The organism is Paenibacillus sp. ALE3, assembly GCF_054113405.1.
On sequence record NZ_CM134214.1, the window covers coordinates 4701306 to 4717401 of the forward strand.

The 16096-nt window shown below is 45.7% G+C and carries 20 protein-coding genes; all 20 read right to left on the reverse strand.

Annotated features, from left to right (window positions below; all coding sequences use genetic code 11):
- Position 1: 1 nt before the first annotated feature.
- The 20 genes from ACXHJ2_RS20950 to ACXHJ2_RS21045 all read right to left on the reverse strand — a co-directional run bounded on the left by ACXHJ2_RS20950 (position 2) and on the right by ACXHJ2_RS21045 (position 16077).
- Positions 2-496: an HK97 gp10 family phage protein gene (locus tag ACXHJ2_RS20950; RefSeq protein WP_165083424.1), complete on the reverse strand. Its 495-nt coding sequence runs from the start codon at positions 494-496 to the stop codon at positions 2-4.
- On the reverse strand, positions 483-809 hold the full coding sequence (locus ACXHJ2_RS20955; RefSeq protein ID WP_165083422.1) for a hypothetical protein: 327 nt from the start codon (positions 807-809) through the stop codon (positions 483-485). The genes ACXHJ2_RS20950 and ACXHJ2_RS20955 overlap by 14 nt, the downstream gene beginning before the upstream one ends.
- Positions 806-1189 (reverse strand): head-tail connector protein, encoded by a 384-nt coding sequence (locus ACXHJ2_RS20960; RefSeq protein WP_165083420.1) that lies wholly within the window; start codon positions 1187-1189, stop codon positions 806-808. The genes ACXHJ2_RS20955 and ACXHJ2_RS20960 overlap by 4 nt, the downstream gene beginning before the upstream one ends.
- Positions 1158-1520, reverse strand: coding sequence for a Rho termination factor N-terminal domain-containing protein (locus tag ACXHJ2_RS20965; protein ID WP_165083419.1), 363 nt, complete (start codon positions 1518-1520; stop codon positions 1158-1160). The genes ACXHJ2_RS20960 and ACXHJ2_RS20965 overlap by 32 nt, the downstream gene beginning before the upstream one ends.
- On the reverse strand, positions 1520-2452 hold the full coding sequence (locus ACXHJ2_RS20970) for a phage major capsid protein, P2 family (protein ID WP_058830643.1): 933 nt from the start codon (positions 2450-2452) through the stop codon (positions 1520-1522). Before ACXHJ2_RS20970 ends, ACXHJ2_RS20965 begins: the two co-directional genes overlap by 1 nt.
- Positions 2453-2476: 24 nt before the next feature.
- Positions 2477-3724, reverse strand: coding sequence for an XkdF-like putative serine protease domain-containing protein (locus ACXHJ2_RS20975; RefSeq protein WP_165083417.1), 1248 nt, complete (start codon positions 3722-3724; stop codon positions 2477-2479).
- 24 nt (positions 3725-3748) lie between these two features.
- Positions 3749-4579 carry a phage minor head protein gene (locus ACXHJ2_RS20980; RefSeq protein WP_165083415.1) on the reverse strand — a complete coding sequence of 277 codons (831 nt, stop codon included), beginning with the start codon at positions 4577-4579 and terminating at the stop codon, positions 3749-3751.
- The gene (locus ACXHJ2_RS20985) at positions 4572-6068 is read right to left on the reverse strand and encodes a phage portal protein (RefSeq protein WP_165083413.1); all 1497 of its coding nucleotides are present in this window, start codon (positions 6066-6068) and stop codon (positions 4572-4574) included. Before ACXHJ2_RS20985 ends, ACXHJ2_RS20980 begins: the two co-directional genes overlap by 8 nt.
- A 3-nt stretch (positions 6069-6071) precedes the next feature.
- Complete coding sequence (locus tag ACXHJ2_RS20990) at positions 6072-7757, reverse strand: DNA packaging protein (protein WP_165083411.1); 1686 nt, start codon at positions 7755-7757, stop codon at positions 6072-6074.
- Complete coding sequence (locus ACXHJ2_RS20995) at positions 7751-8635, reverse strand: phage terminase small subunit-related protein (protein ID WP_165083409.1); 885 nt, start codon at positions 8633-8635, stop codon at positions 7751-7753. Before ACXHJ2_RS20995 ends, ACXHJ2_RS20990 begins: the two co-directional genes overlap by 7 nt.
- A 66-nt stretch (positions 8636-8701) precedes the next feature.
- Positions 8702-9202: a hypothetical protein gene (locus ACXHJ2_RS21000; RefSeq protein WP_165083407.1), complete on the reverse strand. Its 501-nt coding sequence runs from the start codon at positions 9200-9202 to the stop codon at positions 8702-8704.
- A 145-nt stretch (positions 9203-9347) separates the two neighbouring features.
- Positions 9348-9566, reverse strand: a complete 219-nt coding sequence (locus ACXHJ2_RS21005; protein ID WP_102998310.1) for a hypothetical protein — start codon at positions 9564-9566, stop codon at positions 9348-9350.
- 136 nt (positions 9567-9702) lie between these two features.
- On the reverse strand, positions 9703-11007 hold the full coding sequence (locus tag ACXHJ2_RS21010; RefSeq protein WP_165083405.1) for a site-specific DNA-methyltransferase: 1305 nt from the start codon (positions 11005-11007) through the stop codon (positions 9703-9705).
- A gap of 414 nt (positions 11008-11421) precedes the next feature.
- Complete coding sequence (gvpU, locus tag ACXHJ2_RS21015) at positions 11422-11829, reverse strand: gas vesicle accessory protein GvpU (RefSeq protein ID WP_165083403.1); 408 nt, start codon at positions 11827-11829, stop codon at positions 11422-11424.
- Between the two features lie 503 nt (positions 11830-12332).
- On the reverse strand, positions 12333-12923 hold the full coding sequence (locus ACXHJ2_RS21020; protein WP_165083401.1) for a restriction endonuclease: 591 nt from the start codon (positions 12921-12923) through the stop codon (positions 12333-12335).
- Between the two features lie 13 nt (positions 12924-12936).
- Positions 12937-13182, reverse strand: coding sequence for a hypothetical protein (locus ACXHJ2_RS21025; protein WP_457874339.1), 246 nt, complete (start codon positions 13180-13182; stop codon positions 12937-12939).
- Positions 13183-13678: 496 nt separating this feature from the next.
- Positions 13679-14416, reverse strand: a complete 738-nt coding sequence (locus ACXHJ2_RS21030) for a DUF3800 domain-containing protein (protein WP_165083399.1) — start codon at positions 14414-14416, stop codon at positions 13679-13681.
- Positions 14417-14451: 35 nt separating this feature from the next.
- Positions 14452-14853: a hypothetical protein gene (locus ACXHJ2_RS21035; RefSeq protein ID WP_165083397.1), complete on the reverse strand. Its 402-nt coding sequence runs from the start codon at positions 14851-14853 to the stop codon at positions 14452-14454.
- A 372-nt stretch (positions 14854-15225) separates the two neighbouring features.
- The gene (locus ACXHJ2_RS21040) at positions 15226-15717 is read right to left on the reverse strand and encodes a hypothetical protein (RefSeq protein ID WP_165083395.1); all 492 of its coding nucleotides are present in this window, start codon (positions 15715-15717) and stop codon (positions 15226-15228) included.
- A 120-nt stretch (positions 15718-15837) separates the two neighbouring features.
- Positions 15838-16077 (reverse strand): hypothetical protein, encoded by a 240-nt coding sequence (locus ACXHJ2_RS21045; protein ID WP_165083393.1) that lies wholly within the window; start codon positions 16075-16077, stop codon positions 15838-15840.
- Between the last annotated feature and the right edge of the window lie 19 nt (positions 16078-16096).

Here is a 16096-nt window from a genome sequence, read left to right on the forward strand (position 1 = left end):
ATCAGCGCAACATCCTTTCCAGCTCAACCTCTAACCGCCGCATGATGAGTTGGTTCATGCCGCCTTCCAAATGCTCCACCGCAATATCAAAGTAGTGACGACCTATGAAGCTACGTGGCTTTGCCATGAACCCAGTTTTGGCAGACGGATCGTAGACAAATGAGCCGCCACCATTCCAGTAACCCGGCACAAAATGTTTCTTCTCAACGGTGTAACCATCATTGACCAATTGTGCATAAGGCAAGTTGGAACCAAGCTCCAACGTGATCGCGTTGCGGTCTACATCCCATTCCCACACGTTGTTATCATCGCCACGGGAAAAGGACTGCCACATGGCCCCAGTGTCGATCAGATCCTGTCGGTCGATTTCATCGATAATCAGATTGAGCAACGTTTCCCCGGCTGCCTCCGCGATGTTACGTAAAATACGTTCCATCCCTTCATCGGCTATCCGACGGAAACGCCGGGACAGTCCATCAAAATCATGCACGGTCATTCCCTTTCACCTCACATGTTACAAGCAGCTCACGCCAGTAACGGCGCGGAATGGAGTCAACAACAAGGTATCGACGGCCTAGCAACACCACTTCGTCACTGAGCTTAATGTCGGCTGCCTTCGGTACTCCTACGATCTTTTTGACGATGTACATTACTGGTTTAGCATCCGCTTTGGCTTCCGTCGTAGTTGCCACGACAAAGCATTTTACGTCAGTCACCTTGCCCGATTTACGATCATCAAACAGATCGTCATTATCCCGTTTTTGACCAACACGATACACGGCCAGTGGCGTTTTAAAACGGTGGTTCATAGCACGTATGCGGTGATGTTACCATCATCCGGTCCAGTCTGCTTTTTCACCCACAGAAACAGGATAGCGTCCACATCAACATTACCCGTCGTTTTGCCCTCCACAGCCTGCCGGGTGTACGTCCAAGCTCCATCGCTCTCGGACGCATAGTTACGCGCTACCGATGCGAGATATTCCTCGCTGTCCTGTAGGGCCAGTCCCTCCGCCAGCTTGGTCCAAGCCAGCATAATCTGCTTATCAGGTTCAGCCGGGAAGGGAACGGGCAAGTACAGCTCAATGCGCACTTGTGCGTCGTCAATGTATTGCTGTAGCAGCTCTGCCGATGCCTCTTGGATCGGGGTTACGCGGCTACGCTGTTGGAGTATTGTTGGCGTCAGCATTTTTACCGTCAGCCCCTTCAGGTTTCGCCGGATCACCTGCAAGTGGCGTATTGTCGGTAGGTTTACCTCCACCGCGTAGCGCAGTGATCAGATCCTGTGTATTCATATTGCTAAATCCCTTAATCCCAGCAGCCTTAGCCTTATCTTTAAGCTGGACAAGCGTCAGGTCTTCCAGCGGAATAACCTTTTCTTCCTTGATATCAAAATCCGAGCGTTCACGAAAATTTTTAACAACAGATTCGCTATCAACCAGCACCGGCACCTTTTGCACAAAGCGGATGCCGTAAAGCATCAAAGAGGTGTTTTCTCCTCGATATGTGATATAGGCCATCAGAACGTCACCCCTTCGACATATGCAACTGCCCCCGGTTCTTCAAAGATAGAGTCAAAATCCGAATGGATAGCGTAGAATCGCTTGTCTGCATAGATGGCTTCTCTGCCCTCGGTAGTTTTACGAATCTGCATGTCATAGGTGTTAACCAACGCAAAGTTATCGTGATAAGTGAACAACACAGCACCCTCTGGCATATGTGCGACTTCAACCACATCATAACTATTAATTTTCTTCACACCACCAGTAATTTGTAACTGAATAGATGCGCTGGTGTCTTTCTCAGCCAGCGCCTGAATACGCTCACTAAATGTGTTTGGGTGCATGAAATATTTGAACACGCCACCTGTGCGCAAGCGAGTAGGAATTGCACGCTCGATCTCGAAGAAGACGCCTTTTTTCTTTACATCAGGAAGCGTCGTCCAGTCAATGAAGTTGCCCTTGGTCTTCGCCAGCTTGAGCCATCCGTCATTGATGCTTAGGAAAGCATAATCAGGGTCTGTATTCGGCGTAGCAGTATCCCCGTTGAACCCAATATCCTGCATGTTATCACCATAGTTTTTGGTCATGGCTGCCATAATGATTTCCTCGGCATTCTGCCCGCGTACCCGTTGAGTCTGACGAATGAACTCCTCCGTGATTTCAAAAGGAAGGACTACTGGTGCCACAGCATAAGGGACCTGTGGAAAAGTAGGTGCAGCCGTATTGGTGGCCTCCTTATTTTCCACCTTACTGCGTAGGTTACGGCCGGTCACACCGATTTTGTCAATTGTACCTTTAGAGCTTATCTTATTAACCGTTCGAATCCCCTTTAGAAACTCCGTAGATTCATAAGCCATTTCAGTAAACTTGTCCACCTGTTCATAGTTCAGGGCCGTTTGATCCAACGTGCTCGTTATGGTGGATTTGATAATTTGTCCGTTTGTTCTCATATTTGCTTGTCTCCCTTCTTGGTATTAAAGCAGGCCGCCGAAGCTTACACCGCCAGATTTTTGAATTTCGTCTTCTCCAGAGCCACCTTGAGCGGAACCACCACGGCTGTTCTTTACAACTTGTACGTCAGTAGCCAGCGCTTGGACTTGCTCAGTCAGCGGTGCTAGTGCCTTTGTAATCGCGTCAGTCAGCGCGTTTGCTTGCGGTTCAGCAGGTGTTTCTGTTCCTGCTGGCTGTTCAGACTCCGCCCCTTCTTGTTTCTTTAATTCAGTAACCCGCGTCGACAGAGCTTCTACCTGTTTAGCGATTGGAGCCACGGCAGCCTGTACAGCCTTTGCAATATCTTCAGCGTTCAAATCGTCTTCCTCCTTGTTCCCCTCATCTTCTTCAGGGGCGGTTTTTGTTTTTAATTCGGTCAATGCAGCAATGGCATCGTCAATGTGTTTCATGTTGCCGTCCGAAATCTTTTTCCCTGCTTTAGCAATCTGTTCAGGTGGGCTTCCGATTGCCTTTACAATATCCTCTTGAACGAGCACTTCCTGAGCGATGTCCACAAAGTCCTGAAGGGCTTCACGGATTAATTCAGGGTCGCTCTCCATGCCGCTCTCCCAACTATCCCAACTATCCCAACGAAAAAGAACCGCATTCAAGGCATCCTGAGCAGCCCAAAATTCGCGGTTCTTACGGTTCTTATTGTATTTGTCAGCGACTGCGCCTTTCTCAATCAATCCCATTGCGCCGAGCGCTTTAACGATTTTACTCAAGAGCCCCTTGGATACCTCCCCGTCTTCCTCGATCTCTTCCCGTTTACCAACACCCCACATAGAGAAGCCAGTAATCTCGCCTTTCTGAATATCATCCCAAGTGTCGTCATCCGTTACCTTTACCCCGGCCACCCAGGAGCCTTTAATAATAGTTTGTTCACCGATCTCCATGTCACAAGGAGCAATATAGGATTCGACTACATAGCCTTTGTCCGTATCCAGGTCATGCTGCTTGTCGATGTTGTAGGTATGTTGTTTCTCCATGAAGAGATGGGCGGCCTTCTCAATTTCCTCCGCATCCATCTGATCCCCATGAGCGTCAGCCACGTCCGGCTGATATACCACACCGATTACAACTTTCTTGGCATCGTCAACCTTCGCAATCTGTACTTGCTTCTGGATGGCATTTTTCCCGGCAGATTTAATGATTGCAAATGGAACACCGTTGGCTCCTTTATCAACCAGCGAAATATGAGTAATCTTTGCATCCTTCAATTTAAAGGTCATGTTCTCTTTCACCTCCCCTCATAATTAATCCAGTACCAACTGCATCGTACAGCGACAGTTTACGATTTCCTTCGCCTCCCCGGACGGATCACCGGGATACATCAGATTGCTGTCCCCCACTTTAAACGGTTCATCCAACGGTACCACTTGACCATTGGCCTTTCGATGGCTCTTGCGAGTACGTGTGCCAGCAGCAGACCGCCACTTCTTTCCCTTAGCGATTTCCGACTGCTTCCAGCCTTCCAGCTTGCCACCGTTGGCGGCTGCGGTGCTCATGGTACGTGATACCCGCTGCGCACGCTGCATACTAAATGGACCATCTTCCCCGCTGGCCGCTTGTGCACTAACCTCCTGCACTAGTAATGCCCGCTCGGAAGGTGTAGCCCCTTCCTCAATGGCTTTGCCGAAGCTACGCAGCAACACATCCGTAGAAGCTTTGTTCATGTCTGGAACCAGCTTTTTTAGCTTCTTGGTAAAACGGCCAGCAGCCTTGTTGCTAGTGCTCCATACCTTTTCCTTGTCCAACGCGGACAGCTCTGTTTCCCCGGCCAATTGAAACAGCGGTTCAAAAGCCTCCTTTATGGCTTGCTCGAACAGCTCCGCAAACACATCTGTAGTGTGCAAAGCGATAAGCACCTTACCTAGCTCCCCGATATCACCCAGGGCATCCTCGCTTAGTTCCGAAATGGCATCATGAAGGGCTTGCCCCTGTAGCTCCAGAATCTCAGTTATGCGATCCTCGCCTTGCTTGTACAGTTCTTCCAGCACCTTGCGTTCAACATACGACAGTTCTAAGCTGTCTAAAAATTCATCGTCGTCTGCCTTGGCGATCAGCGCCCAACAGGACTCACACATGAACGCCTGCCTCCTTGTCAGCCTGTTTTAACAAGCGTTTGGCAATTGTAGCGATACGATTCTGCATGTCGTCTGTGTCTGTGTCAGGCTCTGGCTCAAGCAGTGCTGGCTGACTGGCTGCGAGCTGGGCAATAGGTGTATCAAGGTATTCCTCGCTGAACTTGGTTTCGTCGATAGTCGTACCAAGGACGTCTTCAGCAATCGGAATCAGATCCCGAACCAACATAATCCCACGGTCTGCGATAAAATCCAGCATAGCCTTGCGATCCGCAGGGTCTATAATCTTCGGCCCTCTCAACACGGCACGCACTCGGAAAATGTCCATAGCCGGAAACAAGCGTTTATTAAATATCTCTGCCATGATCCACTTGCGGTATGGTTCAAAAACCTGTTCCTCAGCAAAGCGTAAAGCTGCATCGGCGGTCGCCCTGTTATAATCCGAGCTTTGACCGACCAAGATTGGAGGCAGCCGGAAAGCGGACAAGATATCAGCTTTTTTCTCCTTCCCGTATTCCAGGAACAAGGCATCCTGCTGTAGAAGGTCATTCAGCTTGTCCAGCTTGATAGCAACCTTCTCGACTTTCTCATCCATCGGGCCGCCCGTCTCTTCTCCCTTGGCTTCAAGGTACAGGATACCTCCTTGAGATTGTGAGCCCTTCACGTTTTTCAGCAATTCCATCGATTGCTTGGTAAGGCGACCATTGGTGACGGTCAAAATCATGGAGAGCATACGCCCGTTGGAAAAATAGGACACGTTCAGTTCCTCAGCTTCGCGACTGCCAACCACACCAGGCGCATTGCCGAACCATCGTGGCTCACCATAAGGGCCGTCATGACCGATGCGAAGAGGGATGATCTGATTTTCCTCTTTACCTTCATCTACATCTGTCCCAAAAAGTCGGAACCACACGACAGATGTATTGCGCTTCATAGCATAGCGACGGGTATAGATTTCCTGCGAAAATTCCTCTACCTGCTTTGTGGAGCTGATTCGCCGCTTGCGTTTGATAGTCGCCTTGTTACTTTCCTTCGTACAGCGGATGTACTTCGGGTTCATTCGGAAAATGGTAGGAAATTCGGCACCAACGGGCCAAGCTACCTCGACATGAGCCATTCCCGTACTTTCCAAATCGTCAATCAACTGGCTTATGATTTCGTCTGGTGTATCCTCCAGATTGCAGGTTTCAAGGAACTTTTCGGCCTTGTTCCACTCATCCAGCGCAGTTTCATCGCTCTCTCCTGGCAAATACTCTAGGGCAATGCCATAACCGGCTATATTACGCTTGTACGCCTCAATGCACTGAGGTATGATATTTGAGTTTTTGACCAACAGCTTGCAGGAAGCAGGGTCATTGCCGAGTGCGAAGGATAATAGACCATGAAGATCGTACAGATCGTCAAACAAATCCGGCAATTGAGCGCTGGAAGGTATATGCCGTTCGTCGTCCGCCTTGCTGATCTGAAACCACTGTGCATTTCCCTCACTCATTGTTTAGATCCACCCCACTCCCTCGTTATAATCATCACGGGACTCAGCCCGTTTTTTCTGTTTCTTATTGAACCATTCAAACCATTTATCAGCTACTTGTCGCACCTGCAAGGCAATGGAGTACGCAAGAATTCTATCGTCATGGCACCCACTATCTGCCTCAGCTCTGCCGTTCTTGTCTATTAACGTCATGCACTCACCGTACAGTTCGGGACAATAGATATCATAAAGCTGGTCCCGGATCGCTTCCTTGAAGTCGCTGATCATCACTGGGCGCGTTGCCTGGTTGGTATTCCAGCCCAAACTCTTCTTATGCATAAACAACAGCGGGTAATGACAAGTATTGAACAGCGTATTCAGCACTGATTCCCCAGTGTTGTTGTTCTCCACGGCCAATAGTGCCGTGTTGTAATACAAACCAAGCGTGTTCATCTTTTTACCATACAAGTCGGTGTCCCATTTGCCGTGCAGAGCCGCACACATTTCCCCTGTGCGCTCCTCAATTACGTAAGCAGCATCATAGTCGCCGTCTTCCTTACCCTTAGCAGTATCAGCCGCTAGAATGTACCTTTTTCCTTGCTCCGGCTGCCGATAGATGACCAGCTCGCCAGCATGCGTCGGGATGATCTTGTCTTTAACAAAATCGATCTCGTATTGACTGCCAATGATACTGATTCCATCCCGCAATTGTTTGATAAATTTGTTATCAAAGATACCTTCACCGGATAACAGAAAGGCATCGTCCGGTGAAGAAGGATATTCTTGGTCAAACTGCCGCGGATCGCCACCGCAGTCGTTCCGAATGGTATATCGACGCCATTGCAATTGTTCATCGTCCAAACTATATTTTGCTTTTAGCTCCCGTTCTTCTCCGGTTAACTCAAAGCCTGGCGGAACTGGCTTACGATAGTCAGGCATTTCGAACCACGCAAAAAAGAGCGGAGTAAAATCACTCTCGCCCTTAACGGCTGCATCCCACATTTTTTTGAACTCTTCCATGCCATTGGCGGTAGATTCAATCACGCCCAAGCTTCCCGGTTCCTTGGACAAGGCTGCCAGTAGGGACAATAGATGCTTCTTTTTCTTCTTGGCTGGCCAGAACGCCACCTCTGAAGCATGAAGATAATGGATCGTGTCCGAACGGGCAAGCACCCGGCTTTCTGCAGTCTGTACAGTGATCTTCGATTTGAGCCCCGGATTCTTACGGCGATCCGCTGTCCGAATCGTTGGATTCTCGAAGGTGAGTTTCTTAGCATTGTTCTTTCGGCTCATCGGCTTGATGATTGCCGGAACCTTTTCATAATAGAACTGGAACATATCATAAAGGTTGCTGGAGGCATCAGAGGACTGCGCAACGATAAATGCGTTCTTGGCTTCCTGCAGGGACGTGAAATAATAGATCAGCGCTTCCGTAACAGTGGAAAAACCCATCTGCCGGGCTTTAAGAATGATAATACGGACAGGCTTGCCGGCTTCGATCTGCCTAAATACTTCACGGACGAATGTCCGTTGAGCATCATTGAGCGTCAGCGGCATAATGCGGCCGCTCTTCGTCTTGATCTTGAGCATTCGCCAGCAGAATTGTTCAAAGTCGGCTAGGATTCCTTTTAGCTCATCCAGTTTTTCAGGTCGATCCCTTAGCCGCCGCTTGGCTCTTTTTCGATGCTCCTTAGCAAGAGTAATTACCATTCGTCGTCATCTTCCTCATCGTCTTCATCGCCTTCATCCCCTTCCGTGCCGCCATAGCCTAACAACTTGCGTTTCTCCAGCTCCAGCCGTTCACGGGCTATCTCCAGCTTTTCTTCTTCCTGCTGCAAGCTGGCAATAAGGTTAATGACCCGAAGCTTTTTATCACGGGTTTTGACCAGTGCTTCTTCCTGTTTCAAAATCTTATCCAGCTTGGAGGTAGTGACGGTCGTAATTTCCGTGACCTTCATCCCTTCGGTTTCAACGGACAGATTGATCTGCTTCCCTGTCTTCGGGCTAGTGTAAGGAACTTTGTCTTTACGCTGGTGTAACTCCTGTTTGATCTTCTTTTCCTCGTCGGTCAGACCAGCTTCAAGCTGCTTGACTCGGCGCATGTGCCGTCGCTCTTGGATAGACAGCATAATAAGCTGTTCGTTGAGCTGTGCCAAAGGGGAAGTATCAATCTGATCAAACAACTCTTGCTCGTCTTCCTCCAAGGCATCCAGAAAGATAGTTTCATACATCCCTGTCTTGAGGGCCTTCTTGTTGCGATAGGGACCGCCCGGTCCACCACTATTCCCCTTGGCGTTTTGGTTACCTGGGGGAGCACCCCCGCGATTGCCGACAGCGTTTTTGTTCCCTTTGGGCGCTCCCCTTGGATTAGGAGCGTTCCCTTTCGTTCCATTTGGAACGTTCCCATTGGATGAATCAAAAACGTTCCCATTCAATTCATCCTGCCAGCGGTCCATAGACTTCCATTTGCGGACCCTTCCCTCAGGAATAGAAAGAGCGGCGGCGATGTCTTTTAGCTTCATCGTCCCGCCGCTCTCCAACCACATCTGTTTTGCTTTGTCCCGCTCAGGACTTCGCTCTCTTGCCATGCTACACAATCACCACCCCCAACAAAAAAAGCGAGCCTCATTGGCTCGCTTTCCCAGCAATTATATTTAAAAATTCGTATTAGTACTAGTCCGAACTCCGAGCTTTCCAGACATGGAGCCAGAACCACTACTTAAACTAACATAAAATTTCCCTGCGGACCACGCCTTGCTTGAATTTAATATTTCATCGAATGTTTTACCCGGTTTTACTGTTCCACTGTACTTTTCCGCACCAGATACACTTCCCTGATTTACGGTAAAGGAGATAGTAGTGTTTCCTGTATTTCTCAAGTACAGTCTTACATATCCATATCCTCCTTTAATGTCAAAATCAGCAGAATCATTAAATCCAGCTACTGGACGATCTACAATTTGTCCATCAGTAGCTTGTGGAGTAATTACATGGTCACCAGTAGGTGTAGTAGCTGGAGCTTGAGTCGCCGCAGACGATGTTGCAGAATCAGTTACAGCAGTTTCTGAATCTGCAAAAATCGCACTGGGTACAGCAATAGCTCCCCCAATTAGACCTAGTGCCAAGGCTGGTGCAATAAAATGTTTTTTCTTCAAAGCTTATTCCTCCTATATTTGTATATTAAACTACCTCCTCATACTACTAAAAGATTCCATGTTTTTAATTTTTCTTACAATATAATCATAATCTTGTTTAATAAATCCATATTTATTCATTAACTAGCAAGATTATTGTATGCTTTTACAAATCATCCTTTTGAAGCTTTATATCCAACTCAATTAGACGATCCAAGTCCTGGACCGTCTGCATTTTTATATTCCCAGCTTGCAGGTCTTTGACCCACTGAGCTATACCAGCTTTAACAATCTTGCGGTACTGCGCCTTGGATTCGAGGATTCCCTCGACGATCTCTATCTCACGTTGTAATAGTGCATCTTGGTGTTCGTTGTCTGTTCCCATTGTCGTATCCCTCGGCTTCCGTTATTATGGAATGCGAGATAGCGGATGTCTGCAAAATGCCACGCGTGGCGGGCCGCTATCTCAGCCGGGGGATACCCTGGGTGAATGGGAGGACGTTAGCGCGTCCTCCTTTTTCCTATGCTACGGGTTCAGCCCGATGCAACAGGACTGGCTCAATACCAGTGCTCTCCAGGAATCGTTTTTTGATCACATCGCAGAAGATCGGGTCCAGTTCCAATGTCCGGCATGTTCGGTCCATCTGTTCACAGGTCATAAGTGTGGAGCCGCTGCCGCCGAAGAAATCGACAACCTCGTCACCACGCTGGCTGCTGTTCCTGATTGGGATGGCCAACAGATCAAGAGGCTTTTGGGTGGGATGAACGTACTTGTTCACATCCCCCCTTGAAACCTCCCATACTGTCTCAGGCAGCGGGTCCTCAACAGGCAGACCAGCCTTCCAGACTGTTGTCTGTGTCCGATCACCGTACCAGTCAGGAGCTTTCCCCTTCATGTGAGCATAAAAGACCGGCTCATGTTTGAAGCGGTACTGTGCCCAGCCGAAGGAAGCCGCATTCTTTACCCAAATACATTGTGATCGGACGACTATTCCAGCAGCCTTCATCGCTTCTTCAAAGTCAATTTGATAGGAGGAAGGATGAAACACATAAATGGCTGCTGTAGGCTGCATCACCACTGCATAGTTTGAAAAAACGGCATACAAAAAGCCCGCGAATTCCTCAGCGGGCATGTTGTCGTTCATTATGCTGCTACGACCATCAGCGGCCAGACGCTCTGAAACACTCTCAACAGCCACATTATACGGCGGATCAGTAACGACCAGCGCTGCTTTGGCTCCATCCATCAAAAGTACAATATCATCAGGATTGGTTGCATCTCCACACACCAATCGATGCCGCCCTAGTTGCCACACATCCCCGCGCCTGGTCTCCGGCTCCTTGATTTCATCTAGAGCACGCTGGACGTCAAAGTCATCATCGGTAACCGGAAGGTCCAAATCTTCATCATGTGGCACAGCAAACTCTGCCGCCAGATCCTCGAACTCTTCCAAATTGAAGCCGGACAGGGCCAGATCAGCTCCACTCTGCTCCAGATCGTCAAGCAATCGATAAAGGGCTTCATCATCCCATCGACCGGAAACTTTGTTAAGCGCCAGATTGAGAAGCTTTTCCTGCTGATCGTCCAAGTCTACAACACTTACAGTCAGCTCCGTATGACCCAGCTCGTTAACCATGATCTTATAGCGTTGATGGCCTCCAACCATGTTTCCGGTGCGTTCATTCCAGATAATCGGATCGATGTATCCAAACTGCTCTATACTGCGTTTCAACTTCTCATATTCAACATCGCCCGGCTTCAGATCGACGCGAGGGTTGTATGCTGCTGCGTTGATTTGTTCGATTGGTAGGACTCTGATTTCCACGATGAACACCTCCAAATATTTTTTCGCAACAATTCTCCTAGATAGACCGATAGTTACGGCGAAGAACAAGAGAAGGGAGGAAGCTACATGCTTACGATTCTGTTGAGTGTAACAATACCAGCTATCTGTAAGGTCCTAATTGCTTACTACATCTATAAAGCAGCTGTAGTAAAAGCCAACAACTCAAGGTAAAACAAAGAGGGCAGACCATGACGGTTTGCCCTGTATTTGTGTTGAGTTGGTTTCCGTTATTCGGGTGGCAGGATAATAGGCTGTCAGACTGTGTGTATGCCCTCTCTCTGCTTTCTTATGCACTTCTTCCGGCATTCGTCCGTATAACAGGAAGAAGGCTCAGAATAGCTCACATATTGTAGAATGAGAGCAAAAGAAAAAGCCACCCGAAGGTGACTCTCATCACTTAATATACCCAAATGAATATCCATCGACTGCGTTAATTTTGCCACGCCATAAATCTACTTCAAGTCTCGTGGTTCCCTGCAGTATAATTGCATCTTTTAGGTGCAAGAACTCAACATCCCATTCCGATGCATCTTCAGATGCATAGATGGTATTCGCATAACTGCGATACATGGAAGCTAACGTCTCACCTTGTTCGTTTATATTCTCAAAGGTTTCAGTTATAGAGTTCATATACTCTTTTCCTGAAATCATATTTCCCGTTATAATGTTGCCACCTACGGTTAAAGTGATTCCAATAATAAGCCCCGCATTCACTATCCGAACCAAATTTTCTAAAGTGAAGTCCTTGTCCAAAGGCAATGCAGTAGCAGATTTGTCTGATACTTCAATTTCGTCGTTCATCCTCATCACCTCCCCTAACACTACAAAAACGCGTCAGGTACATTTTACCTCGTTTAAACATACTGGTCGAGAACAAAACTGTTTAACCCCATCCCATCTACCCCAAACACAACCTTTGCATTTCTTCGGCTGTTTTGGTGGTCCTTTCAGCGGGAGCAAAATTCCTTTCTTTTGCTTCTTCTTCAAGACTAAGATCCTTTCAAGGCAATAAAAAAAGCCACTCAAATGAGTGACTTCTGTCTGCCTATGTATTTATAGCACCAAAGTAACACAGGTGCTTATTTAAAAAACGATAACCACAACAGCAATTGAACCTATGCCCGCTAAGCGGGATGCAAAACGCTACGCTGTTGCACAAAATCTTTACGAACTTTGTAACTAGAGAGGAAGAACAAGACCATTTTACAAATTACCATAAATAGACGTCAAATGAGTCAAACAGAGAATACACTCGGAAATCGAACTCAGTTTACTCATTCTTTGTATTCCTCTCTTTCTCGCTTCTATCCTGCCTTCTTTGTTGTAGAATTCCTTTGCTTAACCTGCAGAATCATTTCAATAAGCTGCTCCCTGTTAATCAAACGAACGTTATTGGATCTTGCCAGTCTGTATGCTTGCTCTGTGTAATCGCTATTTGTCACGACCCATGCTGAAGATGCACGGTAATGAGCTACCGCACCGTAAACTTCCTGAACCGCTTTAAGCCCAACATTTTTACTGTACCGTTTCGCCTGAACTACGATACGCTGACCGTTCTTTGTAAGAACCAGATCGGCACCGTAATCCCCAGAAGCTTGTGTAACCTCAGCTTTGTATCCTTGAGCTCTGAATAAATGCCCTAAATATTTCTCGAATTGATGACCATCCATTTTATCAATTTCAGCAATCCCAGAGTTACGCAGTCTTGTTGCAGCAGCCATTTGACGATAGAAAATAAATGCTATGACTATTGCTACTGCCACAAAAGATGCAAAAACAGAGGTACCGATTGAACCCGTAACTGAGTAGATAAAGAAAAACGGGGCTATTAGTGCAATACCTGCAATAGCCTCTTCGATAGAATTTTTCTGCTTTCTTCTCCGTCTTCTAGCCATTAATAATTCCCCCTTATTCTGTATATATCGTCAATAAAGTAATTGGAATTAATAGGTAGAAGGGAGAAACGCTGCGAAATTGAACCGCACAAGGGTTCTGATCAGACTGTTCATGTTTCCGCTGGTTAACTGGTGCCATGCCGCCTGCGCGTGCCATGTGATTAGGAAGAGAGCAACAAAAAAGGACCGGCACATTCGCCAGCCCATCGTCTGTTTCCTTCATTTCCAGGCTATCAATATACCATGGGAAAACCGTCATGTGGTGCTCAACTTTTAGTCAATAAATGTTCATCCTATGCCCATTTTACAGTCAAAAAACACCGCTTCTATGAATAGAAGTTGCTAAGCAGACGACCAATGATACAGACAATCACTTCTGACTATAGTTGCGTTCTGGTAAATCATTTCATTTTATAAAATGTAAAAACAAAAAATTGAACCTTAATAAAAAACAGAATAAAGTTAGCGGAAACTAAAATTTAAAACCAAGAACTCTTAATAATACGAAAAGAAGCACCCCGAAGGATGCTTCTTTTGAGGAAAGAGCTTTCGCAGTTCCCTCAATTATTGATACAGAAGAGAGCTTTCGCAGTCTCCATGTATCATAGTATCAGTATCATCGACTTGCTCCAAAAAAATACATGTCTTTTAGTACTAAGAAGAGCTTTCGCAGTTCTTATCAAGAAATTTGTGAAGAAGGCTTTCGCAATCACCACAATTATATGGTACCCTTTTATAGCAATGAAGTCAATAATCTATGGTATAATCTTCAGTCCAAATCTGTCCTTTTTATTGCATCCCCCATCATATGCTTGCTTTTCTATGACATCAAGCAAACCATAAGTTCTTTGCGACTTACCGGAAAGTTTTCGATTCCATGTGTTAGGTAATAAATCTGCAATTTGTAGCCCAATGACGTTGTCTGGCTTTAAGCTAAAATTTATCGTACTGAGACGTTTCTGGACAGTTTTATTACTATAAAATAGAGTACCCTGAGCCATAAGGTAATGAAAATGATGTTGTAATTGTTGATCTTTCTGGTCCGGATCAGAATTGGTCGATTCCAAGTAAATAGAACCCTTTGCATCATTGAGTTCAAGAAAGTGAACGAAATTTTCCATAATTAATTGAAGCGCGATAAAATACTTATCCCGACCATTTTCATATAATTTTTTGCAGTTATCTTCATGAATGCTAACTCCGAATATAGGAATATCATATGAATTAAACATATTAGTGATATCATTCCAAAACTCTTGAAGTTTTTGCTTGTCTTGAAATACCTTAAATGGTGTTGCTGTCTTATGCCTATTTATATCCATTTCATGAATTATCACCTTATCATCACCAAAAAACTTCTTTTTCAACTCATTAACATAGGGTATTACTTTTTTTTCATAGTCTTCTTCAGCAATAGCAAGTCCCATTAAGCAAAAATGCTCAAAATGGCCACCAGTTAGAATTTCATCTAAATAAAGCGTATATCTCTTCATCTTTTTCTTTGACTCCCCTCGAATGCTTTCTATATTTAATAGAATTCAATTTCATTCCGCTTTAAATCACATGTAGCTAAATGGACATTAAGCTCTGCTTTTTTCAGTAATTCTTGAGCCTTAGGAATGTGCTCATTCAACCCAAACGTAAATGGAAGAACCATGTAAGTTCTAAATTCAGGATTTTGACTAAATAAACGTAGCTTTTCTATAACAAATCTGCTTTGATATGTGTCTTTTGTTTGTACTTCGTATATAATTGTCTCATAGGCATTAAAAGCGAAAATATCTGGGTGCTGTCCGTTTATAGGAAGTGGTCTACCATATGGCCAATCTATATGATCAGCTAACACGGAGTACCCACTATTAAGAAGTCTTTCAGAAATCAGTTTGATTATGTTCAAATGCTGATGCTCCTGCAAAGAATTCCTTTTCATATTTGTATTACTCCTCATATGTAATAATTGGATGATGTCTTGTGTTGATTATGATATTACAAGTTATCAACAATATCAACGGGAACAAACGTTCTATATTGTTGATAACTTCCACATATTATTAATCTATCCTCTATAGACTCTTTTGAGCTGATACTTCTTCGATTTTTTTCATCCCCCCCCTCCTTGTAATCAAAAAAAGCACCCACTCGAAATTAAGATTTCTCCATAAAATCGATTGATGCTTCTGTAAGTAATTGTTAATGTTCTAGCATTAATTAAACTTGATTGTTATAACTTATAGGATTAAAAAAGCATAATTCTTACTCTGCTCACTCAATTACGTCTTCTTTCACTCCATGGATAAATTACTTAAAGCTCCGTATTATTCATATCAAAGAATCCCATCAATTTCAATGTGTTTGCCATACTCTCAGTACCCTCACCAAGTTTACGTCGGATAGTGCTATCACTGAGACTGCGACGGAAGAAAAGCAGTGTCTCTTTATAGGTATAGCCCTGAATATATCGGTATTCTATCGCTTTACGAGCGTCATCATCCTTAATAAGACCGTGCGCCCGACGAAGCTGCCTCGTATAAAAATCATACCTGCTGTAGACCCAACGCTGCTTTTCAATCAGAATCGTGGCGTTGACTGTCTTGTCTGCATGCAAATCAGTCTGATCGATGCGGCGAGCTGCTTCGCCATCAATACCTACTTGCTGAAGCTCCTGCTCAAACTGCTCAAAGTCCTTCATAAGTGCAACCATATCTGTATATTTTTCGAGCAGGAACTTTGTCCGCTGGATCTCCTGTTTAGTTGCTTTTGCGAAGAGCTCCCCTTGCTCCCATACCATTGCCATTCCCCTCATTCCCCTTTGTCATATGATATAATGTCAGGAGGAATGATTTACTATTAGTGCCCCCGCGAGCCCGGTCAAGGAATGCGGGGGTGTTTGTATTTTTGTGGAGGAAGAATAGCATCACATCTCTTCCTTTGCAATTTTCATCGTTTCTTGCACCAATTGCTTCGCGTAGTCCTCATTTGGTCTCGGAGCATCCAACACATCGTATATATCCTGTAAATGAAGCAACACACGCTCGTTCGTCCCTGCTTGCTGACGGTTCGATGCTTCCGGGTCAAAACCGAGCAATCGTATCGTATCATCCAGCTCCAAACGCATATCCATGAGCTGCTCTATCGCTGCATTAACATTTGCCAAGGTTCACACCCTCCAAAGG

Coding starts and splice junctions, on each gene's coding strand:
- ACXHJ2_RS20950 (WP_165083424.1), bottom strand. CDS start 496: ATGACCGTGCATGATTTTGATGGACTGTCCCGGCGTTTCCGTCGGATA.
- ACXHJ2_RS20955 (WP_165083422.1), bottom strand. CDS start 809: ATGAACCACCGTTTTAAAACGCCACTGGCCGTGTATCGTGTTGGTCAA.
- ACXHJ2_RS20960 (WP_165083420.1), bottom strand. CDS start 1,189: ATGCTGACGCCAACAATACTCCAACAGCGTAGCCGCGTAACCCCGATC.
- ACXHJ2_RS20965 (WP_165083419.1), bottom strand. CDS start 1,520: ATGGCCTATATCACATATCGAGGAGAAAACACCTCTTTGATGCTTTAC.
- ACXHJ2_RS20970 (WP_058830643.1), bottom strand. CDS start 2,452: ATGAGAACAAACGGACAAATTATCAAATCCACCATAACGAGCACGTTG.
- ACXHJ2_RS20975 (WP_165083417.1), bottom strand. CDS start 3,724: ATGACCTTTAAATTGAAGGATGCAAAGATTACTCATATTTCGCTGGTT.
- ACXHJ2_RS20980 (WP_165083415.1), bottom strand. CDS start 4,579: ATGTGTGAGTCCTGTTGGGCGCTGATCGCCAAGGCAGACGACGATGAA.
- ACXHJ2_RS20985 (WP_165083413.1), bottom strand. CDS start 6,068: ATGAGTGAGGGAAATGCACAGTGGTTTCAGATCAGCAAGGCGGACGAC.
- ACXHJ2_RS20990 (WP_165083411.1), bottom strand. CDS start 7,757: ATGGTAATTACTCTTGCTAAGGAGCATCGAAAAAGAGCCAAGCGGCGG.
- ACXHJ2_RS20995 (WP_165083409.1), bottom strand. CDS start 8,635: ATGGCAAGAGAGCGAAGTCCTGAGCGGGACAAAGCAAAACAGATGTGG.
- ACXHJ2_RS21005 (WP_102998310.1), bottom strand. CDS start 9,566: ATGGGAACAGACAACGAACACCAAGATGCACTATTACAACGTGAGATA.
- gvpU (WP_165083403.1), bottom strand. CDS start 11,829: ATGAACGACGAAATTGAAGTATCAGACAAATCTGCTACTGCATTGCCT.
- ACXHJ2_RS21020 (WP_165083401.1), bottom strand. CDS start 12,923: ATGGCTAGAAGACGGAGAAGAAAGCAGAAAAATTCTATCGAAGAGGCT.
- ACXHJ2_RS21025 (WP_457874339.1), bottom strand. CDS start 13,182: ATGACGGTTTTCCCATGGTATATTGATAGCCTGGAAATGAAGGAAACA.
- ACXHJ2_RS21030 (WP_165083399.1), bottom strand. CDS start 14,416: ATGAAGAGATATACGCTTTATTTAGATGAAATTCTAACTGGTGGCCAT.
- ACXHJ2_RS21035 (WP_165083397.1), bottom strand. CDS start 14,853: ATGAAAAGGAATTCTTTGCAGGAGCATCAGCATTTGAACATAATCAAA.
- ACXHJ2_RS21040 (WP_165083395.1), bottom strand. CDS start 15,717: ATGGCAATGGTATGGGAGCAAGGGGAGCTCTTCGCAAAAGCAACTAAA.